This window comes from Streptomyces sp. NPDC013457, assembly GCF_043089925.1.
Taxonomy (GTDB): Bacteria; Actinomycetota; Actinomycetes; order Streptomycetales; family Streptomycetaceae; genus Streptomyces.
Genome location: NZ_JBICBL010000002.1, coordinates 27,696 through 51,146, shown reverse-complemented (window position 1 = coordinate 51,146; position 23,451 = coordinate 27,696). Strand labels below are relative to the sequence as shown.

Annotated in this window: 18 protein-coding genes and 1 other RNA gene; 9 read left to right on the top strand and 10 right to left on the bottom strand. The window is 72.7% G+C overall.

The window, feature by feature from the left end; genetic code table 11:
* Positions 1–36 precede the first annotated feature (36 nt).
* A complete protein-coding gene (locus ACF1G2_RS05810) occupies positions 37–1,383 on the top strand; it encodes an MFS transporter (RefSeq protein ID WP_391797078.1) in 1,347 nt (448 codons plus the stop codon).
* A gap of 29 nt (positions 1,384–1,412) precedes the next feature.
* On the opposite strand, the gene ssrA is transcribed toward ACF1G2_RS05810, so the two are convergent.
* From ssrA to ftsE, 5 genes are all read right to left on the bottom strand, one after another.
* Positions 1,413–1,805, bottom strand: a transfer-messenger RNA (tmRNA) gene (gene ssrA, locus ACF1G2_RS05805).
* 125 nt (positions 1,806–1,930) lie between these two features.
* Complete coding sequence (gene smpB / locus ACF1G2_RS05800; protein ID WP_361862755.1) at positions 1,931–2,470, bottom strand: SsrA-binding protein SmpB; 540 nt, start codon at positions 2,468–2,470, stop codon at positions 1,931–1,933.
* Between the two features lie 18 nt (positions 2,471–2,488).
* Positions 2,489–3,685: a S41 family peptidase gene (locus tag ACF1G2_RS05795; RefSeq protein ID WP_391797077.1), complete on the bottom strand. Its 1,197-nt coding sequence runs from the start codon at positions 3,683–3,685 to the stop codon at positions 2,489–2,491.
* Positions 3,686–3,763: 78 nt separating this feature from the next.
* The gene (gene ftsX, locus ACF1G2_RS05790; protein ID WP_385851749.1) at positions 3,764–4,681 is read right to left on the bottom strand and encodes a permease-like cell division protein FtsX; all 918 of its coding nucleotides are present in this window, start codon (positions 4,679–4,681) and stop codon (positions 3,764–3,766) included.
* A gap of 21 nt (positions 4,682–4,702) precedes the next feature.
* Positions 4,703–5,392, bottom strand: coding sequence for a cell division ATP-binding protein FtsE (ftsE, locus tag ACF1G2_RS05785; protein ID WP_215071052.1), 690 nt, complete (start codon positions 5,390–5,392; stop codon positions 4,703–4,705).
* 247 nt (positions 5,393–5,639) lie between these two features.
* Here ftsE and ACF1G2_RS05780 point away from each other — a divergent pair, with 247 nt between their 5' ends.
* On the top strand, positions 5,640–5,825 hold the full coding sequence (locus ACF1G2_RS05780) for a hypothetical protein (RefSeq protein WP_391797076.1): 186 nt from the start codon (positions 5,640–5,642) through the stop codon (positions 5,823–5,825).
* Between the two features lie 103 nt (positions 5,826–5,928).
* Here ACF1G2_RS05780 and ACF1G2_RS05775 read toward each other — a convergent pair whose 3' ends face one another.
* The 4 genes from ACF1G2_RS05775 to ACF1G2_RS05760 all read right to left on the bottom strand — a co-directional run bounded on the left by ACF1G2_RS05775 (position 5,929) and on the right by ACF1G2_RS05760 (position 11,358).
* Complete coding sequence (locus tag ACF1G2_RS05775) at positions 5,929–6,615, bottom strand: LPXTG cell wall anchor domain-containing protein (RefSeq protein WP_391797075.1); 687 nt, start codon at positions 6,613–6,615, stop codon at positions 5,929–5,931.
* A 491-nt stretch (positions 6,616–7,106) separates the two neighbouring features.
* A complete protein-coding gene (gene prfB / locus ACF1G2_RS05770) occupies positions 7,107–8,213 on the bottom strand; it encodes a peptide chain release factor 2 (RefSeq protein WP_391797074.1) in 1,107 nt (368 codons plus the stop codon).
* A gap of 104 nt (positions 8,214–8,317) precedes the next feature.
* A complete protein-coding gene (locus ACF1G2_RS05765; RefSeq protein WP_391797073.1) occupies positions 8,318–9,556 on the bottom strand; it encodes a serine/threonine-protein kinase in 1,239 nt (412 codons plus the stop codon).
* Positions 9,557–9,663: 107 nt separating this feature from the next.
* Positions 9,664–11,358 carry a serine/threonine-protein kinase gene (locus tag ACF1G2_RS05760; RefSeq protein ID WP_391797072.1) on the bottom strand — a complete coding sequence of 565 codons (1,695 nt, stop codon included), beginning with the start codon at positions 11,356–11,358 and terminating at the stop codon, positions 9,664–9,666.
* A 432-nt stretch (positions 11,359–11,790) separates the two neighbouring features.
* On the opposite strand from ACF1G2_RS05760, the gene ACF1G2_RS05755 reads away from it, so the two are divergent.
* The 4 genes from ACF1G2_RS05755 (at position 11,791) to ACF1G2_RS05740 (ending at position 19,285) form a co-directional block, all read left to right on the top strand.
* Positions 11,791–15,339, top strand: coding sequence for an FHA domain-containing protein (locus ACF1G2_RS05755; protein WP_391797071.1), 3,549 nt, complete (start codon positions 11,791–11,793; stop codon positions 15,337–15,339).
* Between the two features lie 124 nt (positions 15,340–15,463).
* On the top strand, positions 15,464–16,837 hold the full coding sequence (locus ACF1G2_RS05750) for an ABC transporter substrate-binding protein (protein ID WP_391797070.1): 1,374 nt from the start codon (positions 15,464–15,466) through the stop codon (positions 16,835–16,837).
* Between the two features lie 4 nt (positions 16,838–16,841).
* Positions 16,842–18,182, top strand: coding sequence for a carbohydrate ABC transporter permease (locus ACF1G2_RS05745; RefSeq protein ID WP_391797069.1), 1,341 nt, complete (start codon positions 16,842–16,844; stop codon positions 18,180–18,182).
* Positions 18,183–18,481: 299 nt separating this feature from the next.
* Positions 18,482–19,285 (top strand): carbohydrate ABC transporter permease, encoded by an 804-nt coding sequence (locus ACF1G2_RS05740; protein ID WP_391797565.1) that lies wholly within the window; start codon positions 18,482–18,484, stop codon positions 19,283–19,285.
* 126 nt (positions 19,286–19,411) lie between these two features.
* Here the strand turns inward: ACF1G2_RS05740 and ACF1G2_RS05735 are convergent, their stop codons facing one another.
* Complete coding sequence (locus ACF1G2_RS05735; protein ID WP_385851742.1) at positions 19,412–20,017, bottom strand: TetR/AcrR family transcriptional regulator; 606 nt, start codon at positions 20,015–20,017, stop codon at positions 19,412–19,414.
* Between the two features lie 143 nt (positions 20,018–20,160).
* Here ACF1G2_RS05735 and ACF1G2_RS05730 point away from each other — a divergent pair, with 143 nt between their 5' ends.
* The 3 genes from ACF1G2_RS05730 to ACF1G2_RS05720 all read left to right on the top strand — a co-directional run bounded on the left by ACF1G2_RS05730 (position 20,161) and on the right by ACF1G2_RS05720 (position 23,406).
* The gene (locus ACF1G2_RS05730) at positions 20,161–21,069 is read left to right on the top strand and encodes an ABC transporter permease (protein ID WP_391797068.1); all 909 of its coding nucleotides are present in this window, start codon (positions 20,161–20,163) and stop codon (positions 21,067–21,069) included.
* Between the two features lie 142 nt (positions 21,070–21,211).
* Positions 21,212–21,934 (top strand): ABC transporter ATP-binding protein, encoded by a 723-nt coding sequence (locus tag ACF1G2_RS05725; protein WP_391797564.1) that lies wholly within the window; start codon positions 21,212–21,214, stop codon positions 21,932–21,934.
* Positions 21,935–21,978: 44 nt separating this feature from the next.
* Entirely contained in the window at positions 21,979–23,406 is a 1,428-nt protein-coding gene (locus ACF1G2_RS05720; RefSeq protein WP_391797067.1) for a glycosyltransferase family 87 protein, read from the top strand.
* Positions 23,407–23,451 lie beyond the last annotated feature (45 nt).

Sequence of the window (23,451 nt, the reverse complement as noted above, 5' to 3'; positions counted from 1 at the left end):
TGGACCGGGGCCGGGGGCTCCCCGGAGGCTGAACGCATGCCACATCACGACCTCATGCTCACCCCGGCGGGCCCGGCGCTCGCCCCGCGCTACCGCGAGCCGAAGAGCCCCGCCGCCACGCCCCTCAGCTCCGCCCCCGCCCCCGCCGCCACGCCCCTCAGCTCCGCCCCCGCCCCGGCCGCCACCCCTGCCTCCGGCTCGTACCGGCGGCTCTTCGCCGTTCCCGGCGCCCGCGCGTTCACCCTCGGGAACCTCGTCGCGCGGCTCCCGATGGGGATGCTCGCCGTGAGCGCGGTGATCATGATCGCGGGGGCGTACGGCTCGTACGCGCTCGCCGGAGCCGTCACCGCGACCGGCATGGCCGCCACCGCGGTCGTCGCCCCCTGGACCGCGCGGCTCGTCGACCGGCACGGGCAGAGGCGGGTCGCCGTCCCGGCCGCGGCGCTGGCCGCGCTCGGCTCGCTGGCCCTGCTGCTGTGCGTGCACCACCGGGCTCCGGAATGGACGCTGTTCGTCGCGTACGCGGCAACCGCGACCAGCCCCAACACGGGCGGGATGTCCCGGGCCCGCTGGGCCCATCTCCTGCGCCACGAGCCCTCCGCCCTGCACACGGCCAACGCCTTCGAGCAGGCCGTCGACGAGCTGTGCTTCATGCTGGGCCCGGTCCTGGCCGCCTTCCTGTGCACGGCGCTCTTCCCGGAGGCGGGCACGCTGACCGGCGCCGTCCTGCTGCTCACCGGAGTGCTGGTCTTCACCGCGCAGCGCTCCACCGAGCCCCCGGCCACGCCCCGCTCCGCCACCGCGCCCGGCTCCCTCCTGCGCGGGTCCGGCACGCGGCCGCTGCTCGGCGTCTTCCTCACCATGGGCGCGGTCTTCGGTGCGATGGAGGTCGTGACGCTCGCGCACGTGGACGGGCCCGCAGCCGGACCGATCCTGGCCCTGCAGGCCGCCGGCTCCTGTGCGGCGGGGCTGGTCTACGGCCGTACCGGACGCTCGGGCCGGCTGCGCACCTGCCTCGTGGCGATGACCTGTCTGATGGCGATGCCGTTCCTGGGCGCCGCGACCGGCTCCCTGCTCGCCCTGGCGGCCGGGCTGCTGGTGGCGGGCATGGCGACCGCGCCGACGATGGTCACGGGCATGGCCCTGGTCCAGCGTCTGACCCCGTCGGGCCGACTCAACGAGGGCATGACGCTCGCGGTGACCGCCCTGCTCGCCGGTGTCGCGGTCGGCTCGGCGACCGGCGGCTGGGCGGCGGAGCACGCCCCGTCGACGGTGTACGCGTTCCTGATCCCGGCGGGCGCCGCGGCGCTGGCCCTCGCGGGCGAGACTGCCCGCGGAATGAGGGAGGCCCGGGGAATGACGGAGGCCCGGCGGTCGTCGTGACGACTGCCGGGCCTCTGCCCACATGGGATGAGTGGAGATGGCGGGAATCGAACCCGCGTCCAACGGTGCAGAATCAGGGCTTCTCCGTGTGCAGTCCGCTAGGAGTTTCTCAGCCCCGGAGATCACGCGGACAAGTCTCCGACGGGCTCAGTCACTGTTTGATTTCCCTCAGGCCCCCGTGACCGGGGCTAGAGGTTTAGATCCCTTGATGACGTCAGGATCCGGGTCGGGACCATCCCCGGGCTGACGCTCCTCACAGAGGCTTCTGCTCGTTACCTAAAATTAGGCAGCGAGGGCGAAGCGGGAGTTATCGCTCTTGGAGTTGGCGATTATTGGTTGCGACATATGGTTTACGAGATCATTGCCGCTTCCTCGACACGCTTCCCCTGCTTCGACATCCGCTGTCGAAACCGATCATCCCCATGTTGATTTTTCAAACGTGCACCCGCTGTGAGGTGCGGGTCCCATGGTACGTGACGACCGCGTACGGTTGCCAGCGCATTAAGGGGCCCTGGCCGGACGGGGTCCGCGCGGCCGCCGGCGTCGGCTAGACGGCCGCCGCCCGCTGGCGGCGCTTCGCCGCCGCGATCGCCCGGTTCGTCTCGCGGGTGTCCTGCTTCTCCCGCAACGTCTGCCGCTTGTCGTACTCCTTCTTGCCCTTGGCGAGCGCGATCTCGACCTTGACGCGTCCCTTCAGGAAGTACAGGGCGAGGGGCACGATCGTGTGACCCGTCTCCTGGGACTTCGCCTCCAGCTTGTCGATCTCGGCGCGGTGCAGGAGCAGCTTGCGCTTCCGCTTCGCCGAGTGGTTGGTCCAGCTGCCCTGCATGTACTCGGGCACATGGATGTTGTGCAGCCACGCCTCGTGCCCGTCGATCTGCACGAAGCCGTCCACCAGCGACGCCCGGCCCATCCGGAGCGACTTCACCTCGGTGCCCATGAGCACCACACCGCACTCGTAGGTGTCGATGATGTGGTAGTCGTGGCGCGCCTTCTTGTTCTGCGCGATGATCTTGCGCTCAGGACCCTTGTCGGGGTCCTTCTTCTTCGCAGGCTTGCCCTGCACGTTCACGAGTCCCTTTGCCATAGTGCGGCCATTTTCGCACTACGAGCCCCCTCCGAGGCCACTCAATACCGTCCTCGCCCGCTTCTCGGCCCGCTCGCCCGTGGTGTCGGCGACCACCAGGTCGGGTGTGATGCCCAGGCCGTCCACGCCGTGGCCCGAGGGAGTGCGGTAGTGGCCGACGGTCAGCTCGGCGACGGAGCCGTCCGGCAGCGTGCTCGGCATCTGCACCGAGCCCTTGCCGAAGGTGCGCGAGCCGACGGTGACGGCCCGGCCGCGGTCCTTCAGCGCGCCGGTGAGCAGCTCGGCGGCGCTCATCGTGCCCCCGTCGACCAGCGCCACCACCGGCCGCCGGGTGTCGCCGCCGCTCTGCGCGTACAGAGCGCGCTGCTCGCCGTCGACGTCGTACGTGGCGACGAGTCCGCCGTCGAGGAACGCGGAGGCGGCGACGGTGGCCTCGGCGACCAGTCCGCCGGCGTTGCCCCGCAGGTCGAGGAGGACTCCGGCGCCGGCCGGGGCGCGCCGCACCGCGTTCCGTACCCGCTCGCCCGCACCCTTGGTGAAGGCCGTCACCTTGATCAGTACCGTCCCGTCGTCGAGGCGGCGCACGGTGACGTCGTCGGTGGCGAGCCGGGCCCGGGTGAGGGTCTGTGTCCAGGCGGAGCGGCCGCGCTCGACGCCGAGGGCGACGGTGGAGCCGGCCGGGGCGCCGTCGCCGCGCAGCAGGGAGACGACCTCGGAGACGGACAGGGCCGTGGTGTCGCGGCCGTCGACGGCGACGAGCCGGTCGCCGGTGCGCAGCCCGGCCAGGGCGGCCGGTCCTCCGGCCTGGACACGGCTGATCTCGATGCGGCCGCTGTCCGCCTTCCGCGCCGAGAGTCCGACGCCGGTGTACGAGCCGTCGAGGGCCTGCTCGAACTCCTCGAACTCGGCGGGGCCGTAGACCGCGCCCCAGCGGTCGCCGCTGCGGCTGACGAACTCCTCGGCGGCCTGCTGGCCGGACTTGCCGTCGGCCATCGCCTCGGCCGCGGCGCGGGAGAGGTCGGCGGGGTCGACGGTGTCGTGCGCGGCGGCCTGTGGGGCGCGCTTCACGGAGGCGGCCTCCTGCCGTGGCAGGGAGCCGGTGGCCGCGGCCGTGGCGAGCACTCCGGCGAAGACCAGCGTCAGGGCAGCCCCGCGGAGAACTCCGCGGGGCCGGAGACAGAGGTCGGGGCGGGACCCCGGGTCGACGGCCGACATGGCGCCCACTCTAGGACAAGCGAAAGGCGCCGTACGGTGGTTGGCCGTACGGCGCCCGGGGCACTCAGGGGTCTCTTCTCACACCTTGAGGTACTTGCGCAGCGCGACGAAGGCCGCAAGGGACGGCATCAGCAGACCGATGACGAGGACGAGCGGCAGCACCGAGAGGACGGCGTCCCAGCCGATGAAGTTGACGAGCTGCATCTTCTCGGCGAGCGCGATGCCGTGGTCGATGAGGAAGTACCGGCCGACCAGGAGCATGATGCAGGCGACGGCGCCGCCGAGGAGGCCGGCGAAGGCCGCCTCCATGATGAACGGCATCTGGATGTAGAAGCTGGAGGCGCCGACCAGCCGCATGATGCCGGTCTCCCGCCGTCGGCTGAAGGCCGAGACGCGCACCGTGTTGACGATCAGCATCAGCGCGATGACCAGCATCAGCGCCATGACGCCGAGCGCGGCGACGTTCATGCCGTTCATCAGGTCGAAGAGGTTCTGCAGGATGCCGCGCTGGTCCTGGACGGACTCGACGCCGTCCCGCCCGGCGAAGGCCGTGGCGACGACCTTGTACTTCTCCGGGTCGTCCAGCTTGACCCGGAACGACTCCTGCATCTGGTCGGGCGTGATGACCGACGCGATGGCGGTGTCGCTGTACTGCTCCTTGTAGTGCTTGTAGGCCTCGTCGGTGGACTCGTGGTGCACGGTCTCGACGATGTCCATCTTCTTCAGATCGGCCTCGATCTGCTCCTTCTGCTGCGCGGTCACCGCGCCCTTGGCGCACTTGGTGGAGGTGGCCGCGTCGTTCTTGTTGCAGAGGAAGATGGAGACGTTGACCTTGTCGTACCAGTAGTCCTTCATCGTGCTGACCTGCTCGCGCATGAGCAGCGCACCGCCGAACAGGGCGAGCGAGAGGGCCACGGAGACGATGACGGCGAAGGTCATCGTGAGATTGCGCCGGAGACCGACGCCGATCTCGGAGAGCACGAACTGAGCGCGCATGGTGTTCTATCCCCTACCTGCTCAGTGCTGGTATCCGTAGACGCCGCGCGCCTGGTCGCGGACGAGGCGGCCCTTTTCGAGCTCGATGACGCGCTTGCGCATCTGGTCGACGATGTTCTGGTCGTGGGTCGCCATGACGACGGTGGTCCCTGTCCTGTTGATGCGGTCGAGCAGCTTCATGATGCCGACGGAGGTCTGCGGGTCGAGGTTGCCGGTGGGCTCGTCGGCGATCAGCAGCATCGGGCGGTTGACGAAGGCGCGGGCGATGGCGACGCGCTGCTGCTCACCGCCGGAGAGCTCGCCGGGCATCCGGTCCTCCTTGCCGCCGAGGCCGACGAGGTCGAGGACCTGGGGCACGGCCTTGCGGATCTCGCCGCGCGGCTTGCCGATGACCTCCTGGGCGAAGGCGACGTTCTCGGCCACGGTCTTGTTGGGCAGCAGCCGGAAGTCCTGGAAGACGGTTCCGAGCTGGCGCCGCATGTGGGGCACCTTCCAGTTGGACAGCCGGGCGAGGTCCTTGCCGAGGACGTGCACCTGGCCATGGCTGCAGCGCTCCTCGCGCAGGATCAGCCGGAGAAAAGTCGACTTTCCGGAGCCGGAGGAACCGACGAGGAAGACGAACTCCCCCTTCTCGATCTCCAGGGATACATCCCGGAGCGCGGGGCGGTTCTGCTTCGGATAGGACTTGGAGACGTTGTCGAATCGGATCACGGATGCACCACGGTCGGCCGGGAGTAGGTGTGCGCGACCTTACGCGACCGGAGATGGGGTGCGCAGTCGCGGTCCCGGCTTGCGTGCTTTATCCTTTTCGCCCTTCGGGGCGGAAGCGATGCGATCCGGGTGTAATCCGACGGGGCGCGCCGAAACGCCTCGGAACTGGCAGAGTGGTAGGGGGAACGCGCGGGTACCACCGGGCGTTGTCCTTGGTGTGGACCCGAGTGCGGGAGGAGGAGAGCGCATGACGTATGACCGACTGGTGTGCGCCAATTGCGCGGCCCCCGTCGCGGAGGGCCGCTGCCCCGTCTGCCGCGCGAACCGGGAACGCCTCGACCCGTCGTCGGGCCTGACCCCGGCGATGCTGCTGGCGCTCGTGGTCGCCCTGGTGGCGATGGTGGCGCTGCTCGCCGCACTGCAGAGCGCGTAGGGCTCCCGCGGCTCCGCATACGAGCCGGAGACGAATGAGGGCCGGGGGTACGCCCCCCGGCCCTCTTCTTCATGCTTCTACGACCTGACGGTCACCGAACCGCTCAGACGGCGGCGCGGCCACCGCCGACCAGACGCGGGAGCATCCGGAAGCCGATGCCGCCGGCGATCATGGTCGCGGCACCGATGATCAGGAACGAGGTCTCGGCGGCGCCGGTCTCGGCCAGCTCCTCCTTGGCCTTGCCCTGCTCGACGGGCTGCGAGCCGGCGTTGTCGGTGTCCGGGTTGTTGACGCACTCGGCGCCGTCGAGGTCGACGGTGCAGGTGCCGGCGTCGTCCGAACCGTCGTCACCCGGCGTGGTCGGCGCGGGCGTCTCACCCGGGGTGGTCGGCGTCGGCTCGGTCGGCTTCGGCGGCTTGGTGGGCTGCGTCGTCGGGTCCGTCGTCGGGTCCGTGGTGGGGTCCGTCGTCGGGTCGGTGGTCGGGTCCGTCGTCGGGTCCGTGGTGGGATCCGTCGTCGGGTCCGTGGTCGGGTCCGTCGTGGGGTCCGTCGTCGGGTCCGTGGTGGGATCCGTCGTCGGGTCCGTGGTCGGGTCCGTCGTGGGGTCGACCTCACAGCCCGGCGTACCCGGGATGCAGGTCGGGTCGGCCTCCGGCAGTTCGGCCTGGACGCCGATGTTCAGCTCCACACCCACAGCCTGAGCGGCGCCCGCGGCGGTCAGGGACGCACCGGCGGCGATTACCGCACCGGCGGCTATCCGCGCGAAACGGACCCGCGTCTTCTTCGTCATGTGCCTGCTACCCCCAGTAGCTCAATCTCGTCATGGAGCAGCGCTCGGGGCCACGGGCACGGGGGCGGCGTGATCACTCAACCAGCCCCCGGTCACACACGCCCCATAGATACGCATGCCGCGTGCCACCCTTCCGAGTTTCCGAGTACGCGTCAAGGTCGTTGCGCGTGCGATGCCCGAAAGATCACGGGTTGCCCGCCATGCGGGGATGCAACTGTGACGTAAACGTGGAACTACCTTCTCCCCAAGGCCAGTTCCCTTGTCGACAAAGCGCCCCGCAAACCCCGTTTCCGCTTGCGCCCGCGAATGTCCGGAGGGCCCTGTGAGGGAGTTCAGGCCCCAACTCCCGTCACCTCTCGCCGTACGCGCCCGCCGCGCGGTCCAACGCAGCCGCGTCACGGCCCGGATGGCGCCGCGTCAGAGGCGGCGCGTACGGCGAGGGGCCCCGTACGCGTGCGTACGGGGCCCCTCGCCGTGAAGCGGCGTGCGGGTTACTTCTCCTGCTGCTTGCGCCAGCGGATGCCGGCCTCGAGGAAACCGTCGATCTCGCCGTCCAGGACCGACTGCGGGTTGCCGACCTCGAACTCCGTACGGAGGTCCTTGACCATCTGGTACGGGTGCAGGACGTACGAACGCATCTGGTTGCCCCAGGAGCTGCCGCCGTCGCCCTTCAGGGCGTCCATCCTGGCGCGCTCCTCCTGGCGCTGGCGCTCGAGGAGCTTGGCCTGGAGGACGTTCATGGCGCTCGCCTTGTTCTGGATCTGGGAGCGCTCGTTCTGGCAGGAGACGACGATGCCCGTCGGGAGGTGCGTGATGCGCACCGCCGAGTCGGTCGTGTTGACGCCCTGGCCACCGGGGCCCGAGGCGCGGTAGACGTCCACGCGCAGCTCGGACTCGTCGATCTCGACGTGGTCGGACTGCTCGACGACCGGCAGGATCTCGACGCCCGCGAACGACGTCTGGCGACGGCCCTGGTTGTCGAACGGGGAGATGCGGACCAGGCGGTGCGTGCCCTGCTCGACCGAGAGCGTGCCGTACGCGTACGGCGCCTTGACCACGAACGTGGTCGACTTGATGCCGGCCTCTTCCGCGTACGAGGTCTCGTAGACCTCCGTGCCGTAACCGTGCCGCTCGGCCCAGCGCAGGTACATGCGCTGGAGCTGCTCCGCGAAGTCGGCCGCGTCGACGCCGCCCGCCTCGGCGCGGATGTTGACCAGCGCCTCGCGCTCGTCGTACTCGCCGGAGAGGAGCGTACGGACCTCCATCTCGTCCAGCGCCTTGCGGACGGCGACCAGCTCCGTCTCCGCCTCGGCGCGCGTGTCCGGGTCGTCCATCTCCTCGGCGAGCTCGAAGAGCACCCCGAGGTCGTCGATCCGGCCGCGCAGGGCCTCGGCCTTGCGGACCTCGGCCTGGAGGTGCGAAAGCTTGCTGGTGATCTTCTGCGCCGCCTCCGGGTCGTCCCAGAGGGACGGGGCCGCGGCCTGCTCTTCGAGCACGGCGATGTCTGCCCTCATCTGTTCGAGGTCCAGTACGGCCTCGATCGACCCCATGGTCGAGGAGAGGGACTTCAGCTCTTCGGATACATCGACGACTGCCACGCGTCCCAGCGTAACGGCTCACCGCAAATGCCAGGGCCCGCCGGTCGCCCGTGACGAGCGGCGGGGAGCGGCGGCGGGGTGGCGGGGAGCGGCGGCGGGGGCCGCTACGGCTCCGTCGACGTCTTCGAGTCCTGCGGCGGTACGTCGCCGTCCTCGGCGGCCGCCAGGTACCCGCCCACGCCCAGCGCGCCCGCGACGACGACCGCCGCGATCGAGAGGGTGATCCGGCGCTTGCGGACCGTCCCGGCCTTGTGGCGGGCCGAGCCGGGTCGCCGGGCGCTCGCCGAGCGCGGGGCCCGGGCGGTGCCCAGGGGGCCGCCCGCGAGCTCGTCGGGGGCGGGGACGCGCATGGAGGTGTGGGTGTCCCGGTTGGAATCGGGGGTGGCGCCGGGGACCAGAGGAACGGCGGCCCGGCGCGGGGCGGCACCCGCGGCCCCCGTGGGGTACGGGTCCTCCTCGCGCTGCTCCGGCGCCTGCTGCTCCGCGTCGTCGGGCTCGTCCACGTCCAGCGGGGGCAGTCCGGCCAGCAGCGGCAGGCACTCGCGCAGCCGGCTGGCCAGCTCGGAGGCGCGCAGCCGGGAAGCCGGGGCCTTGGCCAGGCACTGGACGATCAGCTGCCACAGCTCCTCGGGGATGCCCGGCAGCGGGACGACCGTCTCGGTGACGTGGCGGCGCAGCACGGCGCCCGGGTGACCGCCGCCGAAGGGCGTGAAGCCTGCCAGGAGCTCGTACAGGACGGTCGCGAGGGCGTAGATGTCGACCGCGGCGCGCGGCGGCAGGCCCTCGACGATCTCCGGAGCCAGGTAGTCCGGCGTACCGATGATCCGGGTCGCCTTGGTGCGGCCCGGGGTGTCGATGAGCTTGGCGACCCCGAAGTCGGTGAGGAGCGCCGGGTGGGCGCCGGCGGGGCCGAGCGGCCCCTCCATGTCGAGCAGGATGTTCTCCGGCTTGACGTCCCGGTGGACGACTCCGGCGGCGTGCGCGGCGGCGAGTCCGTCGGCGACGTCGGCGATGATCGCGACGGCCGCCTCGGGGGCGAGCCTGCGCTCGCGGTCGAGGCGGGTGCGCAGGTCCGTGCCGCGGACCAGGTCCATGACGAGGGCCAGGTCGTTGCCGTCGACGACGAGGTCGCGGACGGAGACCACCCGGGGGTGGTCGAGGCCGAGGAGGGCGGTGCGCTCCTGGACGAAGCGGCCGACGAGCTCCTGGTCCGAGGCCAGGTCCTCGCGCAGCAGCTTGATGGCGACGGGGCCCTCGGGGCCCTCGCCGAGCCACACCGTGCCGGCGCTGCCCCGACCGAGGATCTGGTGGGCCGTGTAGCGGCTGCCGATATTCCGTGCCAAGACTGCTCCCTCAGCGGCTGGCGGACGCGTCAAAGTTACGCGTCCGCAGCCGCCGGTCGACACTTCCGAAGGGAAATCACCCCTCGGAAGTCGATAAATCGGCAGTACTACTGCCCCGTACCGCCGGTAGTAGTACCACTCCCGGAGCCGGAGCCCGAGTCGGCGAGCTCCGAGACCCAGTCGGTGAAGGACGAGATCCCGTCGCCGAGCGCCTCCCAGTAGCCCTTCCCCTCGGCGATCCAGCTCTGGAGCGGGGTCAGCTCCCAGATGAGCCAGCCCGCGACCACGAAGAGCAGGACCGAGAAGAGACAGCCCTTCAGACAGCCGAGCCCGGGGATCCGCATGGGGTTGGCGCCGCGCTGGCGCGGCGGCCTCGGCTCACGGGGAGCCGGCGGCTGCGGGGCCTGCGGGCGCTGCTGCGGCGGGTTGTACGCCTGCTGCGGCGGCGCGTACTGCTGCTGGGGCTGCTGGGGCGCGTACTGCTGCTGCGGCGGCTGCTGCTGGTACCGGGGCTGCTGCTGGGGCTGCTGGTACTGCTGCGGAGCCCCCTGCGGTCGCTGCGGGTGCTGCGGCTGGCGCTGCGGACGGCGGCGCAGCGGGTCCTCGCTCGGGTCCAGGTACTGGACCTGCGTCTGCTCGTTGCGGTCGCGGGCCGCGCGCAGCTGGTTCTGCCAGGGGTGCGGCTGCTCCTCGCCCGGCGCGCCCTGCGGCGGCTGCGGCGGTACGGGAGGCATCACGGCGGTCGGGTCGGCGCCGCCGTTCATGCCACCGGGCGGACCGCTCGTCGGCATGACGCTGGTCGGCGCGGCGGGGTCGAAGTGGGAGCCCGCGCCGCTGGGCAGCACCTGGGTCGGATCCGCGGCGCCGGGCGCCTCCGGGACCGGCGCGGGCGCCGGGTCGGGGGCGAGCAGCGCGCCGACGCCGTCGGCGGCCTCGATCTGCGCGGGTGTGGCGTGCACGCCGATGCCCGCCGCGACCGCGCGCAGTCCGCGGGCCAGGTTCTGGGCGCTGGGGCGCCGCTCGGGGTCCTTGCTCAGGCAGCGCTCTATGACCGTCCAGAGCGGGCCCGGGACGGTCGAGGGGCGCCGCGGCTCCTCGCTGAGGTGGCGGTGCAGCACTTCGAGGGCCGTGCCACCGGCGAACGGGGGACGGCCGGTGACCAGCTCGTACAGCAGGATGCCCGCGCCGTAGATGTCCACGGCGGAGGTCTGCGGACGGCCCTCGGCGGACTCCGGCGCGACGTACGCGGGGGTGCCGACGAACTCGTGCGTACGGGTCAGGCCCGGGGAGTCGGCGAGGCGTGCGATCCCGAAGTCGGTCAGCATCGGGTGCATCTGGCCGCCCTGCTCGGCGAGCAGCACGTTGGCGGGCTTGAGGTCGCGGTGGACGACGCCGTCCGCATGGCTGGCGGCGAGCGCGTCGGCGATCTGGGCCGTGAGGAGCGCGGCGGCGACCGGGGTGAGCGGACCGTTCTCGCGGATGTAGCGGTGCAGGTCCGGGCCCTCGACGAGGTCCATGACCAGCGCCAGGACATCGCCCTCGACGACCAGGTCGCGGGTGCGCACGATGTTGGGGTGGGTGAGCCGGAGCAGCACGGACCGCTCGCGCAGGAAGCGCATCACGATGTCCGCGTCGTTGGCCAGCTCCTCCTTGAGGACCTTGATCGCCACGGTCTCGCCGGGCTGGCCCTGCACGGCCGCCTCGGCGCCCGCGGCCTCCCTCTGGCGGGCTCGCCAGACGGTGCCCGTGGCGCCGCGTCCGAGCGGCTCCTCGAGCAGGTACTTGCTGCCGATTGGCCGCACGTCACGCGCTCCCTGCTGATCGTGGTCCTGGGGGTCCCGGGGTCCCTGTCGTCTGTTGTGACCCGTCCGGGTGTCCGACCCACTTTAGTGCCGCCGAACGGGTCGGGGGTCGATCACCAGACGGCTGATTCCCGCGCCGGACTTGTCCGAAAACAAGACGCTCATGGCGCACGGGTGGTTGCCGCGGAGATCGGAAGGCGTACTCAACCAGGCACTTTTAGGTCCACAGCCGACCATTCAAGATCACTTCGAGGCGACCCGCGGGCGGGTTGTCAGCGGCAGGTGCGAGGATGCACACAGCACGCGCGTCGAGGGGTCGGGAGCCCCCGCGCCGTGCCGACCTGTACCGGACGACGTGTCCGTGCCGGGTGGGGGGAGGCACCGGGCGGTCCCCCTGCCGGGCACCACGCGCAGAAGGGACCGCTGACGGCGATGCAGATCCGGCTGACCGTCCTCGTGCCGCACGCCGGCCACGGCGCCGGGCGCGCCTGCGACGTGCTCGTCACCGCTCCGGCGGGGACGGCGCTGGCCGCCGTGGCCTCCAATCTGGCCGCGGCCGTCTCCGGGCCCGACACCTCCCTCTCCGGTTCGACCGTGCTCTACGCGGGCCGGGAGCGGCTCGACGCACGGCGCTGCTCGCTCGGCGAGCCCCCGCTGGTCGACGGGGCCGTGCTGACGCTCCACGTCCCCGGCGAGGACGACCGGCCGGACGAGGCCGCCTCGGCCCGGCTCCACGTGGTCTCGGGGCCCGACGCGGGCGGTGTGCACCTGCTGCACCGCGGCCCGGTCGGAATCGGCCGCTCCCTGGACGCCGACGTACCGCTCGACGACCCGGACGTCTCCCGGGTGCACTGCACGGTCACGGTCGGGGACGACGGCCGGGTCACGGTTGCGGACCTCGGCTCCACGAACGGGACGACGCTGGACGGCGTGGCGGTCGGCGACCGCCCCGTCCGGCTTGCGCCCGGCGCGCTGCTGCGCCTCGGCGAGTCGGCCCTCCGCCTGACGGGCCCGGGCGACCCCGGTACGGACTCCCTGCCGACGACCCCGGACGGCGAGGGCCACCTGCGGGTGAACCTCGGGACGGGGAGCCCGGACGGGCGGGAGACCGCCTCCGGCTCCGCCGCCGGATCAGGATCCGGACCCGCGCTCCACGGGACGCGTACGGACCCGGGTGCCGGCGGAAGGGGGCCGGGCGCCGGTTCCGGCCCCGGCACGGCTCTCGGCGGCGCCTTCTCCCTCTCCGCCGACGCGACGCACGGCGGCCTGCCCGCACACGCGCGTGCCGAGGAGTCGCCTGACGGCGAGGGCTCGGAGGTCGAGGCGCACAGCAGGACCCGGCAGACCCCGCGCCAGGCCGCCCCCTCGCGGGGCAAGCGGGGCATAGGAGCATGGGCGCGCCGGTTCGCCGGTGCCAGGGAGGACCAGCCGGTCCCGGGCGCCGGCCTCGGCCCGGAGGTCGACACCGCGTCCGGATCGGGAGCCGCGTTCGGTGCCGCGTTCGGTGCCGAGCACGCCGCCGGTCCCGCGCCGAGCCCCGAGACCTGGCCCGACCCGGCCGCCGTGCTGCTCACCGCCCTCGGCCCCGGCCCGCGGCTCTGGGAGCGCGGCCAGGACCATCCCGAAGCCCTCGTCGTCCGCCTCGGCACGACCGACCGCGCCGAGCTGTCCGGGGTGCCGGTCACCGTAGGGCTGCGCGAGGCCGGTTCCCTGGGGCTCGCGGGCCCCGGCGACCGGCTGGCCGGCCTCGCGCGCTCCGTGGTCGCCCAGCTCGCCGCCCTGCACTCCCCCGCCGATCTGGAGATCGTGCTGATCAGCGCGGACCGGAGCCGCTCCCTGGAGGAGCGGCGCCGGGCCTGGGGCTGGCTCGGCTGGCTCCCGCATCTGCGCCCGGCGCACGGCCAGGACTGCCGCCTGCTCCTCGCGTACGACCGCGACCAGGCCCACGCCCGTACGGCGGAGCTCACGCGGCGGCTCGACGACGGCCCGCTCGGACCCGGCTGGCCGAGCGCGGACCGCGCGGCGGTCACGGAGGCCGCCGCGCGGTACGAAGGACCGGTCACGGTCGTGGTCGTGGACGGCGACCCCGGGTCGGCGGCGCTGCGCGAGACGACCGCGCGGCTCGCCGGGGCGGGGGCGGCCGCCGGCATCCATCTGATCTGTCTGGCCGAGGCGCCGGCCGCGTCGCCGGTCTCTCCGGTGGCGGCGACGTACGAGAGCGCGTGCGCGGCCTCCCTCGCCTTCCGCGAGTGCGGGGCGGTCGCCCTGCTGAGCGGTGACGTGGCGACGGCACTGCGGCTGCTGCGTACGGCGGGGGGCCGGGCCGCGGGTCACGGGACCGTCGGCGTGGTGGACGCGGTGTCGGTCGCCTGGGCCGAGCGGTTCGGGCGGGCGGTCGCACCCCTGCGTACGGACGCCCCCGCCACCCACGGACGGACGGCGGCGACGGCGCTGCCCCGCTCCGCCCGGCTCCTCGACGAGCTGGGCCTCGCCCGGGCCACGCCCGCCTCGCTGCTGGCGCGGTGGGCGGCGGCGGGCGACGGGACGGCCGTCCTGGGGGCCGGGCCGCGCGGACCGGTCTCGGTCGACCTCACGGAGGAAGGCCCTCATCTGCTCATCGAGGGGCCCGCGGGCAGCGGGCGCACGGAGCTGCTGCGCTCGATCGCGGCGTCGCTCGCCGCCGGCGGCCGCCCGGACCGGCTGGGGCTGCTCCTCGTCGACGGCGCGGGCGGTGAGCGCGGCGAGGGTCTCTCGGCGTGCACGGAGCTGCCGCACGTCACGGAGCACCTGGTCGCCTCCGACCCGGTACGGATGCGGGAGTTCGCCCAGGCGCTGGGCGCGGAGCTGAAGCGCCGGGCGGAGATCCTGGGCGACGGGCACTTCGCCGACCGTCAGGCGGCGGCGCGCATGATCGGCCAGCGTGGCCCGAGCGCGGCGGAGACGATGCCCCATGGCGCCCGCGCGGCGGCCCGCATCCCCGACGCCCGGACCCCCGACGCCCGCGCCGCCGACCTCGCCGACCGTCCCAGCGGCCGCACCCTGCGCACGGGCGAGGGCCTGGTCGGCGACCGCCCGGGCTCGGACACCCCGGACAGGACCACCCCGGACCGGACCGCCCCCGACCGAAACGCCGTGGAGCGGACCACCGGCTCGGGCGCCGAGGACCTCGCCCACCGCCCCAGCGGCCGGACCTCACGCACCGGCGACGGCACCCCCGGCGACCGGCCCGGCGGGCGAACGCCCCGCACGGGCGCCGACGACCTCACGTACCTGCCGAGCGGGCGGACGTCCCGCACCGGCGCGGGCGCCGAGGACCTCACGTACCGCCCCAGCGGGCGTGTCGTCCGGTCCGCCGCCGCCGAGGAAGCCGGGCGCCCGGTCGCCGGTCTCGTCCCGCGCCCCGGGCGGGAGCACGATCCGCGGGCGGGTGACGAGGCCGCCGCGCTGCCCCGGCTCGTCGTGCTCGTCGACGACTTCGACGCGCTCGTCGCGCCCGCGCTCGGCTCGCCCGGGCGGCCCGCCGCCGGGTCCGTCGTACGGGCGCTCGAAGCCGTGGCGCGCGGGGGCGCGCGCCTCGGGGTGCACCTGGTCGCGACCTCCGCGCGCCCCGACCGGACGGCGGACACCGAGCTGGCCCACGGCCCCGGTGGTCGCCTGCGGATCGTGCTCGACGCACCGCCCGTCGCGCCGGGTCCGGACGATCCCGCGCCCGGCCGGGGACGGCTCGGCCACCCGGACGGCCGCGTCACCCCGTTCCAGTCCGGCCGGGTCACCGGCCGCATCCCGCGTACGGCGACCCTCCGCCCGACCGTCGTGCCGCTGGAGTGGGAGCGGATGGGCGACCCGCCCACCCGCAGACCCGTCCGCGAACTCGGCAACGGACCGACCGATCTGGCCCTCCTCGCCAGCGCTCTCGACCGTGCCGCACGCTCCCTGGAGGCCGGTCCGATCTCCCCACTCACGCCCGCGACCCGCTCCTGACGGGACGTCACGAGCCGATCACGATCGCCCACTTGCCGCGGAAGGCGGTATTGCGGGGCGAGTGCCCCCGGCGTAGACCTGAGCGCACGGGACACGCACCGCGCACAGGAGAGACGGGGCAGAAATGCGTACAACTCTTCGTACACGCAGGGCCGCACCGGCCGTCGTCACGGTCACCGCGCTCACCCTCGCACTCGCGCTCGCCGGCTGTGGCGGCGGCGAGGACACGGGGGAGGGAACCAAGGAACCCGGCCCGCCGGCCACGTCGAGCGGCTCGTTGGGACTGCCCTCCCTCAAGGGCGAGAAGATCGAGGTCGCCGCCGTCTGGACGGGCCCGGAGCAGGAGAACTTCACCAAGGTCCTGAAGGAGTTCGAGAAGCGCACCGGCGCCACCGTCACCTTCGTGCCCGCACAGGACCCGATCGTGAACTTCCTCGGCACGAAGATCGCCGGCGGCTCCCCGCCCGACGTCGCGATGCTCCCCCAGGTCGGCGCGATCCAGCAGGCCGCCGCCCAGAAGTGGCTGAAGCCGGTCGGCCCCGACGCCCAGGCGCAGCTCGCCGCGAACTACTCCAAGGGCTGGCGGGACCTCGGCGCCGTCGACGGCACGCAGTACGGCGTGTACTTCAAGGCCGCCAACAAGTCCCTGGTCTGGTACAACAACGCCGCCTTCGAGAACGCGGGCGCCACCGAGCCCAAGACCTGGAAGGAGTTCCTGACCACCGCGGAGACGATCTCGGCCTCCGGCGTCACTCCGGTCTCCGTCGGCGGCGCGGACGGCTGGACGCTCACCGACTGGTTCGAGAACGTCTACCTCTCCCAGGCGGGCCCCGCCAAGTACGACCAGCTCGCCAAGCACGAGATCAAGTGGACCGACGCGTCCGTCACCCAGGCGCTCAGCACCCTCGCCGAGCTGTTCGGCAAGCCCGAGCTGATCGCGGGCGGCGCGTCCGGCGCGCTGCAGACGGAGTTCCCTGCCTCCGTCACCCAGACCTTCACCGGCGGCGACCAGCCCAAGGGTGCGATGGTCTTCGAGGGCGACTTCTCGGCCGTCAACATCGCGCAGACCAGTGCGAAGATCGGTACGGACGCGAAGGTCTTCCCCTTCCCGGCGGTCGGCCCGTCGTCGCCGGTCGTCACCGGCGGCGACGCGGCGGTGGCCCTGAAGGACACCAAGGGCGCGCAGGCGTTGCTGACCTTCCTCGCCTCCCCCGACGCGGCCACGATCTGGGCGGGCGCGGGCGGCTTCCTCTCGCCGAACAAGAACATGGACCCGGGCGCGTACCCGAACGACGTCCAGCGCGAGATCGCCAAGGCGCTCCTGGAGTCGGGGGACGACTTCCGCTTCGACATGTCGGACCAGATGCCGCAGTCCTTCGGCGGCACGCCCGGCAAGGGCGAGTGGAAGGCGCTGCAGGACTTCCTGAAGAACCCGAAGGACATCGCGGGGACCCAGGCGCGCCTGGAGGTCGACGCGGCCAAGGCGTACAAGAACTGACGCCGTGACGTCCGCGTCCAGGGCTGCCAAGGCGCCCGGGGCCTCCACGGCCCCCACGGTCACGGGCACGCGCAGGACCGTCGCGGCGGGGTTCCTCCTCCCCGCGCTGGTCCTGCTCGGCGCGCTCGTCGTCTACCCCATCGGGTACTCCGTCCAGCGTTCGTTCTTCGACACGTCCGGGGACTCCTTCGCCGGACTCGACAACTACATCGCCCTCTTCACCGACGACACCATCCTCACGGCCGTCCGGAACAACGCGATCTGGGCGGTCGTCGCCCCGGCCGTGGCGACCGCCCTCGGGCTGATCTTCGCGGTGCTCACCGAACGGGTCCGCTGGGGCACGGCGTTCAAGCTGATCGTCTTCATGCCCATGGCGATCTCGATGCTGGCCGCCGGGATCATCTTCCGGCTGGTGTACGAGCAGGATCCCGACCGCGGTGTCGCCAACGCCGTCTGGGTCGGCGTCCACGACACCTTCGCCGAGTCCTCCGGCTTCCCGCGGGCGCGCCCGCTGCCGGTCCACCCGCTGGAGGCGGCGGGCGACGGGGCGTACGTCACCGAGAGCCCGGTCCACGCGGGAGAGCCCGCGCGGCTCCCGCTGATCGGGGTCGCGCCGGCGCAGATGCCGAAGGACGCCCGCCCGGCGCACGAGCCGCCGCCGTCGCGGGACGGCGGGATCACCGGGACCGCGTGGCTGGACTTCACCAAGGGCGGAGGCGGGAAGCCGAACATCGTGGACCCCAAGGAGGTCGGCCTCAGGGGACTGCGGATCGAGGCGGTGAAGGACGGGACGGTGGTGGCCACGACACGGGCGGCGGCCGACGGCTCGTTCACGCTCCCCGCCTTCGCGGACGGCGCGCTGCTGCGGCTGCCCGCGAGCAACTTCCGCGAGCAGTACAACGGCGTGGAGTGGCTGGGACCTTCGCTCGTCACCCCGGCGGTCATCGGCAGTTACGTGTGGATGTGGGCCGGGTTCGCGATGGTCCTGATCGCGGCCGGTCTGGCGAGCGTGCCACGGGAGCTGATGGAGGCGGCGCGCGTCGACGGGGCGAACGAGTGGCAGGTCTTCCGCCGCATCACCGTCCCGCTGCTCGCTCCGGTCCTCGCCGTCGTCCTCGTCACCCTGATGATCAACGTGCTGAAGATCTTCGACCTGGTCTTCATCATCGCGCCGGGCTCGGCGCAGGACGACGCGAACGTGCTGGCGCTCCAGCTGTACCGCTCGTCCTTCGGCACGGACGCGGATCTCGGGATCGGCTCCGCGATCGCCGTCCTGCTGCTCCTGCTGGTGATCCCGGTGATGGCGTTCAACATCCGCCGGATGCGAAGGGAGGCGCGCAGGTGACGGCGACGAACGAGAACGGCAAGCCCCCGGACGCCGCCGGGGACGAGGTCCGGGGCGAGGCCCGGGGCGGGGTCCAGGGCGAGGCGCGGGGTGCGGCCCGGGGCGGGGCCCAGGGCGAGGCCCGGGGCGGGGTCCAGGGCGAGGCCCAGGGCGGGGTCCGGGGCAAGGCCCAGGGTGCGGCCCGGGGCGGGGCTCGGTCGGCCGCCGCCCGGGGCGGGGTCCGGCCGGGCACCCCGCCCGCGGCGCGCCCGGCGCCCCCGCTCGGCGCCCGGCTGGCCGCGCGGGCGGCGGGCGGCACGATGCGGATCTTCCTCGTCCTCGTCGGCCTCTTCTGGCTGATGCCGACCGTCGGACTGCTGCTCTCCTCGCTCCGCAGCCCCACCGACATCAGCGAGAGCGGCTGGTGGCAGGTCTTCGCCTCCCCTGCCCAGCTGACCGTCGAGAACTATTCGGCCCTTCTCTCCAACGAGACCATCACCCGGTCCCTCGTCTCCACGATCCAGATCACCGTTCCGGCCACGCTCCTGGTCCTCGTCATCGGCTCGCTCGCCGGATACGCCTTCGCCTGGCTGGACTTCCCCGGCCGCGACTGGTGGTTCCTGGTGGTCGTCGGGCTGCTCGTGGTGCCGGTACAGGTCGCGCTCGTACCCGTGTCGAAGCTCTTCGGCGCCATCGGCGTCTTCGAGACGACGCTCGGGGTCGTCCTCTTCCACACGGCGTTCGGACTGCCCTTCGCGATCTTCCTGCTGCGGAACTTCTTCGCGGAGATCCCGAAGGAGCTGCTCGAAGCGGCCCGGCTGGACGGGGCGGGCGAGATCCGGCTCTTCACCCGGGTGGTCCTGCCGCTCGGCGGGCCGGCAATCGCCTCCCTCGGCATCTTCCAGTTCCTGTGGGTCTGGAACGACATGCTGATCGCGCTGATCTTCGCGGACTCCGAGTCGCCGCCGATCACGGTGGCGCTGCAGCAGCAGGTACGGCAGTTCGGCAACAACATCGACGTGCTCGCACCGGGCGCGTTCCTGTCGATGGTGATCCCGCTGGCGGTCTTCTTCGCCTTCCAGCGGCAGTTCGTCTCGGGGGTGATGGCGGGGGCGGTCAAGTAGCCCGGCGGCCGAGCGGCCGGCACTGCGCGGTGAGCCGCGTGGCGGCGGCTACGCGGACGAGCCGGGCAGCGGGCGCCACGCCGCGAGCCCAGAAGCGGCCCCTGCGCCGTGAGCCCAGGAGCCGCCCTACGCCGTGAGCGCCGCCACCGCCGAGCGCGCGAGGTCGTCGACGTACCCCTTCGGCAGCTCACCGCGCACCACCACGAGCCGCCAGTAGAGCGGCCCGACGATCAGGTCGAGGGCGCGCTCCGGGTCCGTGCCGTCCGGCAGTTCGCCGCGTGACACGGCCTCGCGGACGATCTGCGCGACGACGCCCTGCTGGCCGTCGAGCAGGGCGGCCTTGATCGCGTCGGCGATCTCCGGCTGCCTGGCGGCCTCCACCAGCAGGTCCGGGATGACCTGGGAGGCCACGGGGTGACGCAGGGCGTGCGAGCCGACCTCCAGGAGCGCGCGCACGTCCCCGTACAGCGAACCGGTCGACGGCGCCGGCAGCCCCTGCGTGGCGAACGCGCCGAGGAGGTCCAGGACGAGCGAGAGCTTCGACTTCCAGCGGCGGTAGACGGCGGTCTTGCCGACGCCCGCGCGCCGCGCGATGCCCTCGATGGACATACGGGCGAAGCCGACGGCGGCCAGCTCCTCGAAGACGGCGGCGCGGATGGCCTCGGTCACGTCCTCCCGGAGCACGGCGGCTCCCGCGGGGGCGCGGCGGGGGGATCCGGGGCGTGTCGTCATGGGCGGATCCTAACCAACCGTCCGCCTGCACGTCACGACGAAACGGTTGCGTTGCGACGTGCGAACGTCCTACTCTCGCCGTAGCGACGATACGGACCCGTTCCGTCGTCAGCCTGCCCCGCCCCCTCGTCGAAAGCGACCTCGTGACCACCGAGACGCTCACGAAACCCGACTCCCGGGTCCCGGAGGACCTGCGCGCGCTCGCCCTGCGTCACGGTCTGTCGGTCAGCGGCGCCCGCCCGACACTCCACGCGTACGCCGGACAGCTCTGGTCGCGCCGCGCCTTCATCTCCGCGTTCGCGACCGCCCGGCTGACGGCCCAGTACAGCCACGCGAAGCTCGGCCAGCTCTGGCAGGTGATGACCCCGCTGCTGAACGCGGCGGTCTACTACCTGATCTTCGGCATCCTGATGAACGTCCAGGAGGGCATCCCCGACTACGTGCCGTTCCTGATCACCGGCGTCTTCGTCTGGACCTTCACCTCCCAGTCGATCATGACCGGCACCCGGGCGATCAGCGGGAACCTGGGACTCGTCCGGGCTCTGCACTTCCCCCGCGCGAGCCTCCCGCTGGCCCTGGCGCTGCAACAGCTCCAGCAGCTCGTGCTCTCACTCGGCGCGCTCGTCGGGATCCTGTTCTGCTTCGGCGAGTTCCCCCGGGCGAGCTGGCTGCTCGCCGTGCCCGCGCTCTTCCTCCAGGCGCTCTTCAACGCCGGGGTCGCGCTCGTCATGGCACGGCTCGCCGCCCGCACGCCGGACCTCGCGCAGCTGATGCCGTTCCTGCTCCGCACCTGGATGTACGCCTCCGGGGTCATGTGGTCCCTCGACCATCTGGCGCGGAGCGGCCGGATCCCCGACCTGGCGATCACCGTCCTGCAGTGCAACCCGGCGAGCGTCTACATCGACCTGATGCGGTTCGCGCTGATCGAGAGCTTCACCGCCGACCGTCTGCCGCCGCACATCTGGGCGCTCGGCGCCGGCTGGGCGCTGGTGGCCTTCGTGGGCGGGTTCATCTACTTCTGGAAGGCAGAGGAGACGTACGGCCGTGGCTGAACAGACCCTGACGACGACCCCGCCCCCGAGCCAGGCCCCGACACCGGCGGCGGCTCCCACCCCGGCCCCCACCTCGGCCCCGGCACCGGCCCCGGCGCCGTCCGAGCGCATCCCCACCGTCGTCGCCGACGACGTCCACATCATGTACACCGTCAACGGCGCCCGTACCGGCAAGGGCAGCGCCACCTCCGCGCTCAACCGGATCTTCACCCGCCGCACCGCCCCCGGCGCCCGCACGGTCCACGCGGTGAAGGGCGTCAGCTTCGCCGCGTACCGAGGCGAGGCGATCGGCCTGATCGGTTCGAACGGATCGGGGAAGTCCACCCTCCTCAAGGCCGTCGCGGGTCTGCTGCCGGTCAACCGGGGCAGGATCTACACCCGCGGCCAGCCCTCCCTCCTCGGGGTGAACGCGGCCCTGATGAACGACCTGACCGGTGAGCGGAACGTGATCCTGGGCGGGCTCGCGATGGGCATGACGCGTGCGGAGGTCGACGAACGCTACGACGACATCGTCGACTTCTCCGGGATCAACGACAAGGGCGACTTCATCTCGCTGCCGATGCGGACGTACTCCTCCGGCATGGGCGCCCGGCTCCGCTTCTCCATCGCGGCGGCCAAGAGCCACGACGTCCTGCTGATCGACGAGGCGCTGTCCACGGGCGACGCCCGGTTCCGCCGCCGCAGCCAGGAGCGGATCGACGAGCTGCGGGCCGAGGCGGGCACCGTCTTCCTGGTCTCCCACTCCAACTCCACCATCACCCAGACCTGCGACCGGGCGCTGTGGCTGGAGGCGGGCACGCTGCGGATGGACGGTCCGGCCAAGGAGGTGGTGGCGGCGTACGAGGCGTTCACCAAGAAGGGCTGACAAAAGATCTGAAATCCACCCAGACAGCAATAGAGTGCGGTTCGATGACGACGCATCGCGACCGCACCCCGCCGCCCCCGCCCGACCCGGACGCCGCCCCGGCCTCCGGGCTGAACTCCGACCCGGAGGCCGGACGGAGCTCCGGCACGGGCGTCAAGGCCACCTGCGCCCCGCCACCCCCCTCCCTCACCGGCTCCCCCTTCGACTCGGACACCTTCACCTCGGCCAGCTTCGTCAACGTGGGCCGCGGTCCCGCCCTCGCCCTCACCGTCGTCTGGACCCTCACCCGCGCCGGCATGCTGCTGCTCCTGGCGCGCGACGCCCTGGGCGTCGGCGGGGTCGGCCGCGAGGTGTACGTCCTCTACCACCACTGGTTCCGGCAGTTCGGCCACGGAACCTTCCCCCTGAACGACGTGACCTGGCAGTACCCGCCCGGCGCCGGCCTGGTGATCATGTCCCCGGGCCTGCTGCCCTGGCTCACCTACTTCCAGGCCTTCGTCGCCCTCACCCTCCTCGCCGACGCCGCCGTCACACTCGCCCTCGCCCGCGCCGACAGCCGCCGCGTCACCCACGGCGTCTGGATCTGGGTCTGCGGACTCCCGCTGCTCCTGCACATCCCGCTGGCCCGGTACGACGTCCAGGTCACCGCCCTCGCCGTCCTCGGCCTGCTCGCGCTGACCTCCCGCACGCCGGCCGTCCCCCGCCTCGGCGGGGTGCTCGGCGGCGTCCTCGCCGGGCTGGGCGCGCTCGTCAAGGTGTGGCCGGCGCTCACCCTGATCGGCACGCCCCGGGGCCGTACCACCCGCGACGCCTGGACCTCCGCCGCCGCCACGGCCGCCGTGCTCCTCGTGACCCTCGCGCTCTTCTTCTCGGACTCGCTCGGCTTCCTGCGCCAGCAGGGCAGCCGAGGCGTCCAGATCGAGTCGGTGGGCGGTACCGCGCTCGCGCTCGCGCAGTCGGCCGGCGTCTGGCCGGGCCGGGCCCAGTACCGGTACGGCGCCTTCGAGTACGTGGGCCCGTACGTCTCCACCGTGGGCCGGGTCGCGCTGCTCCTGACCGTCCTCGCCTTCGTCTGGCTGCTGGTCTGGCGGCTGCGGGCACGCACCTGGACGGAGGCGACCCCGCTGGACGCGGCGCTCGCCGCCGTCCTGCTCTTCACCGTCACGAGCCGGGTGATCAGCCCGCAGTACCTGATCTGGCTGCTCGGCCTCGCCGCCGTCTGCCTGACCTCGCGCCGGACCGTGATGCGGCCCGTCGCGCTGCTGCTCCTGCCTGCGGCCGGGCTGAGCTCGCTCGCCTACCCGGTCCTCTACGACGACGTGGTCGCCGGATCCTTCCCGGGCGTCGCCGTCATGGTGGTGCGCAACGGGCTGCTGCTCGCCTGCGCCCTGCTGGCCGCGCGCCGGCTGTGGGCCTCGACGACGCGGGCTGCACCGCCGCCGACCTCGCAGTCGCGCTCCCAGGATTCATGAGCGAAGGGCCCCGCCGGACGACCGGCGGGGCCCTTCACCTGTGTT

Bases quoted from the DNA above. Each gene is read 5' to 3' on its own strand.
- ACF1G2_RS05795 (WP_391797077.1), bottom strand. From the start codon at position 3,685: ATGTCGGCCGTCGACCCGGGGTCCCGCCCCGACCTCTGTCTCCGGCCC.
- ACF1G2_RS05740 (WP_391797565.1), top strand. From the start codon at position 18,482: ATGCGGATCTTCCTCGTCCTCGTCGGCCTCTTCTGGCTGATGCCGACC.
- ACF1G2_RS05780 (WP_391797076.1), top strand. From the start codon at position 5,640: ATGACGTATGACCGACTGGTGTGCGCCAATTGCGCGGCCCCCGTCGCG.
- ftsX (WP_385851749.1), bottom strand. From the start codon at position 4,681: ATGCGCGCTCAGTTCGTGCTCTCCGAGATCGGCGTCGGTCTCCGGCGC.
- ACF1G2_RS05775 (WP_391797075.1), bottom strand. From the start codon at position 6,615: ATGACGAAGAAGACGCGGGTCCGTTTCGCGCGGATAGCCGCCGGTGCG.
- ACF1G2_RS05750 (WP_391797070.1), top strand. From the start codon at position 15,464: ATGCGTACAACTCTTCGTACACGCAGGGCCGCACCGGCCGTCGTCACG.
- ACF1G2_RS05735 (WP_385851742.1), bottom strand. From the start codon at position 20,017: ATGACGACACGCCCCGGATCCCCCCGCCGCGCCCCCGCGGGAGCCGCC.
- ACF1G2_RS05810 (WP_391797078.1), top strand. From the start codon at position 37: ATGCCACATCACGACCTCATGCTCACCCCGGCGGGCCCGGCGCTCGCC.
- ACF1G2_RS05720 (WP_391797067.1), top strand. From the start codon at position 21,979: ATGACGACGCATCGCGACCGCACCCCGCCGCCCCCGCCCGACCCGGAC.
- smpB (WP_361862755.1), bottom strand. From the start codon at position 2,470: ATGGCAAAGGGACTCGTGAACGTGCAGGGCAAGCCTGCGAAGAAGAAG.
- ACF1G2_RS05755 (WP_391797071.1), top strand. From the start codon at position 11,791: ATGCAGATCCGGCTGACCGTCCTCGTGCCGCACGCCGGCCACGGCGCC.
- ACF1G2_RS05725 (WP_391797564.1), top strand. From the start codon at position 21,212: ATGTACACCGTCAACGGCGCCCGTACCGGCAAGGGCAGCGCCACCTCC.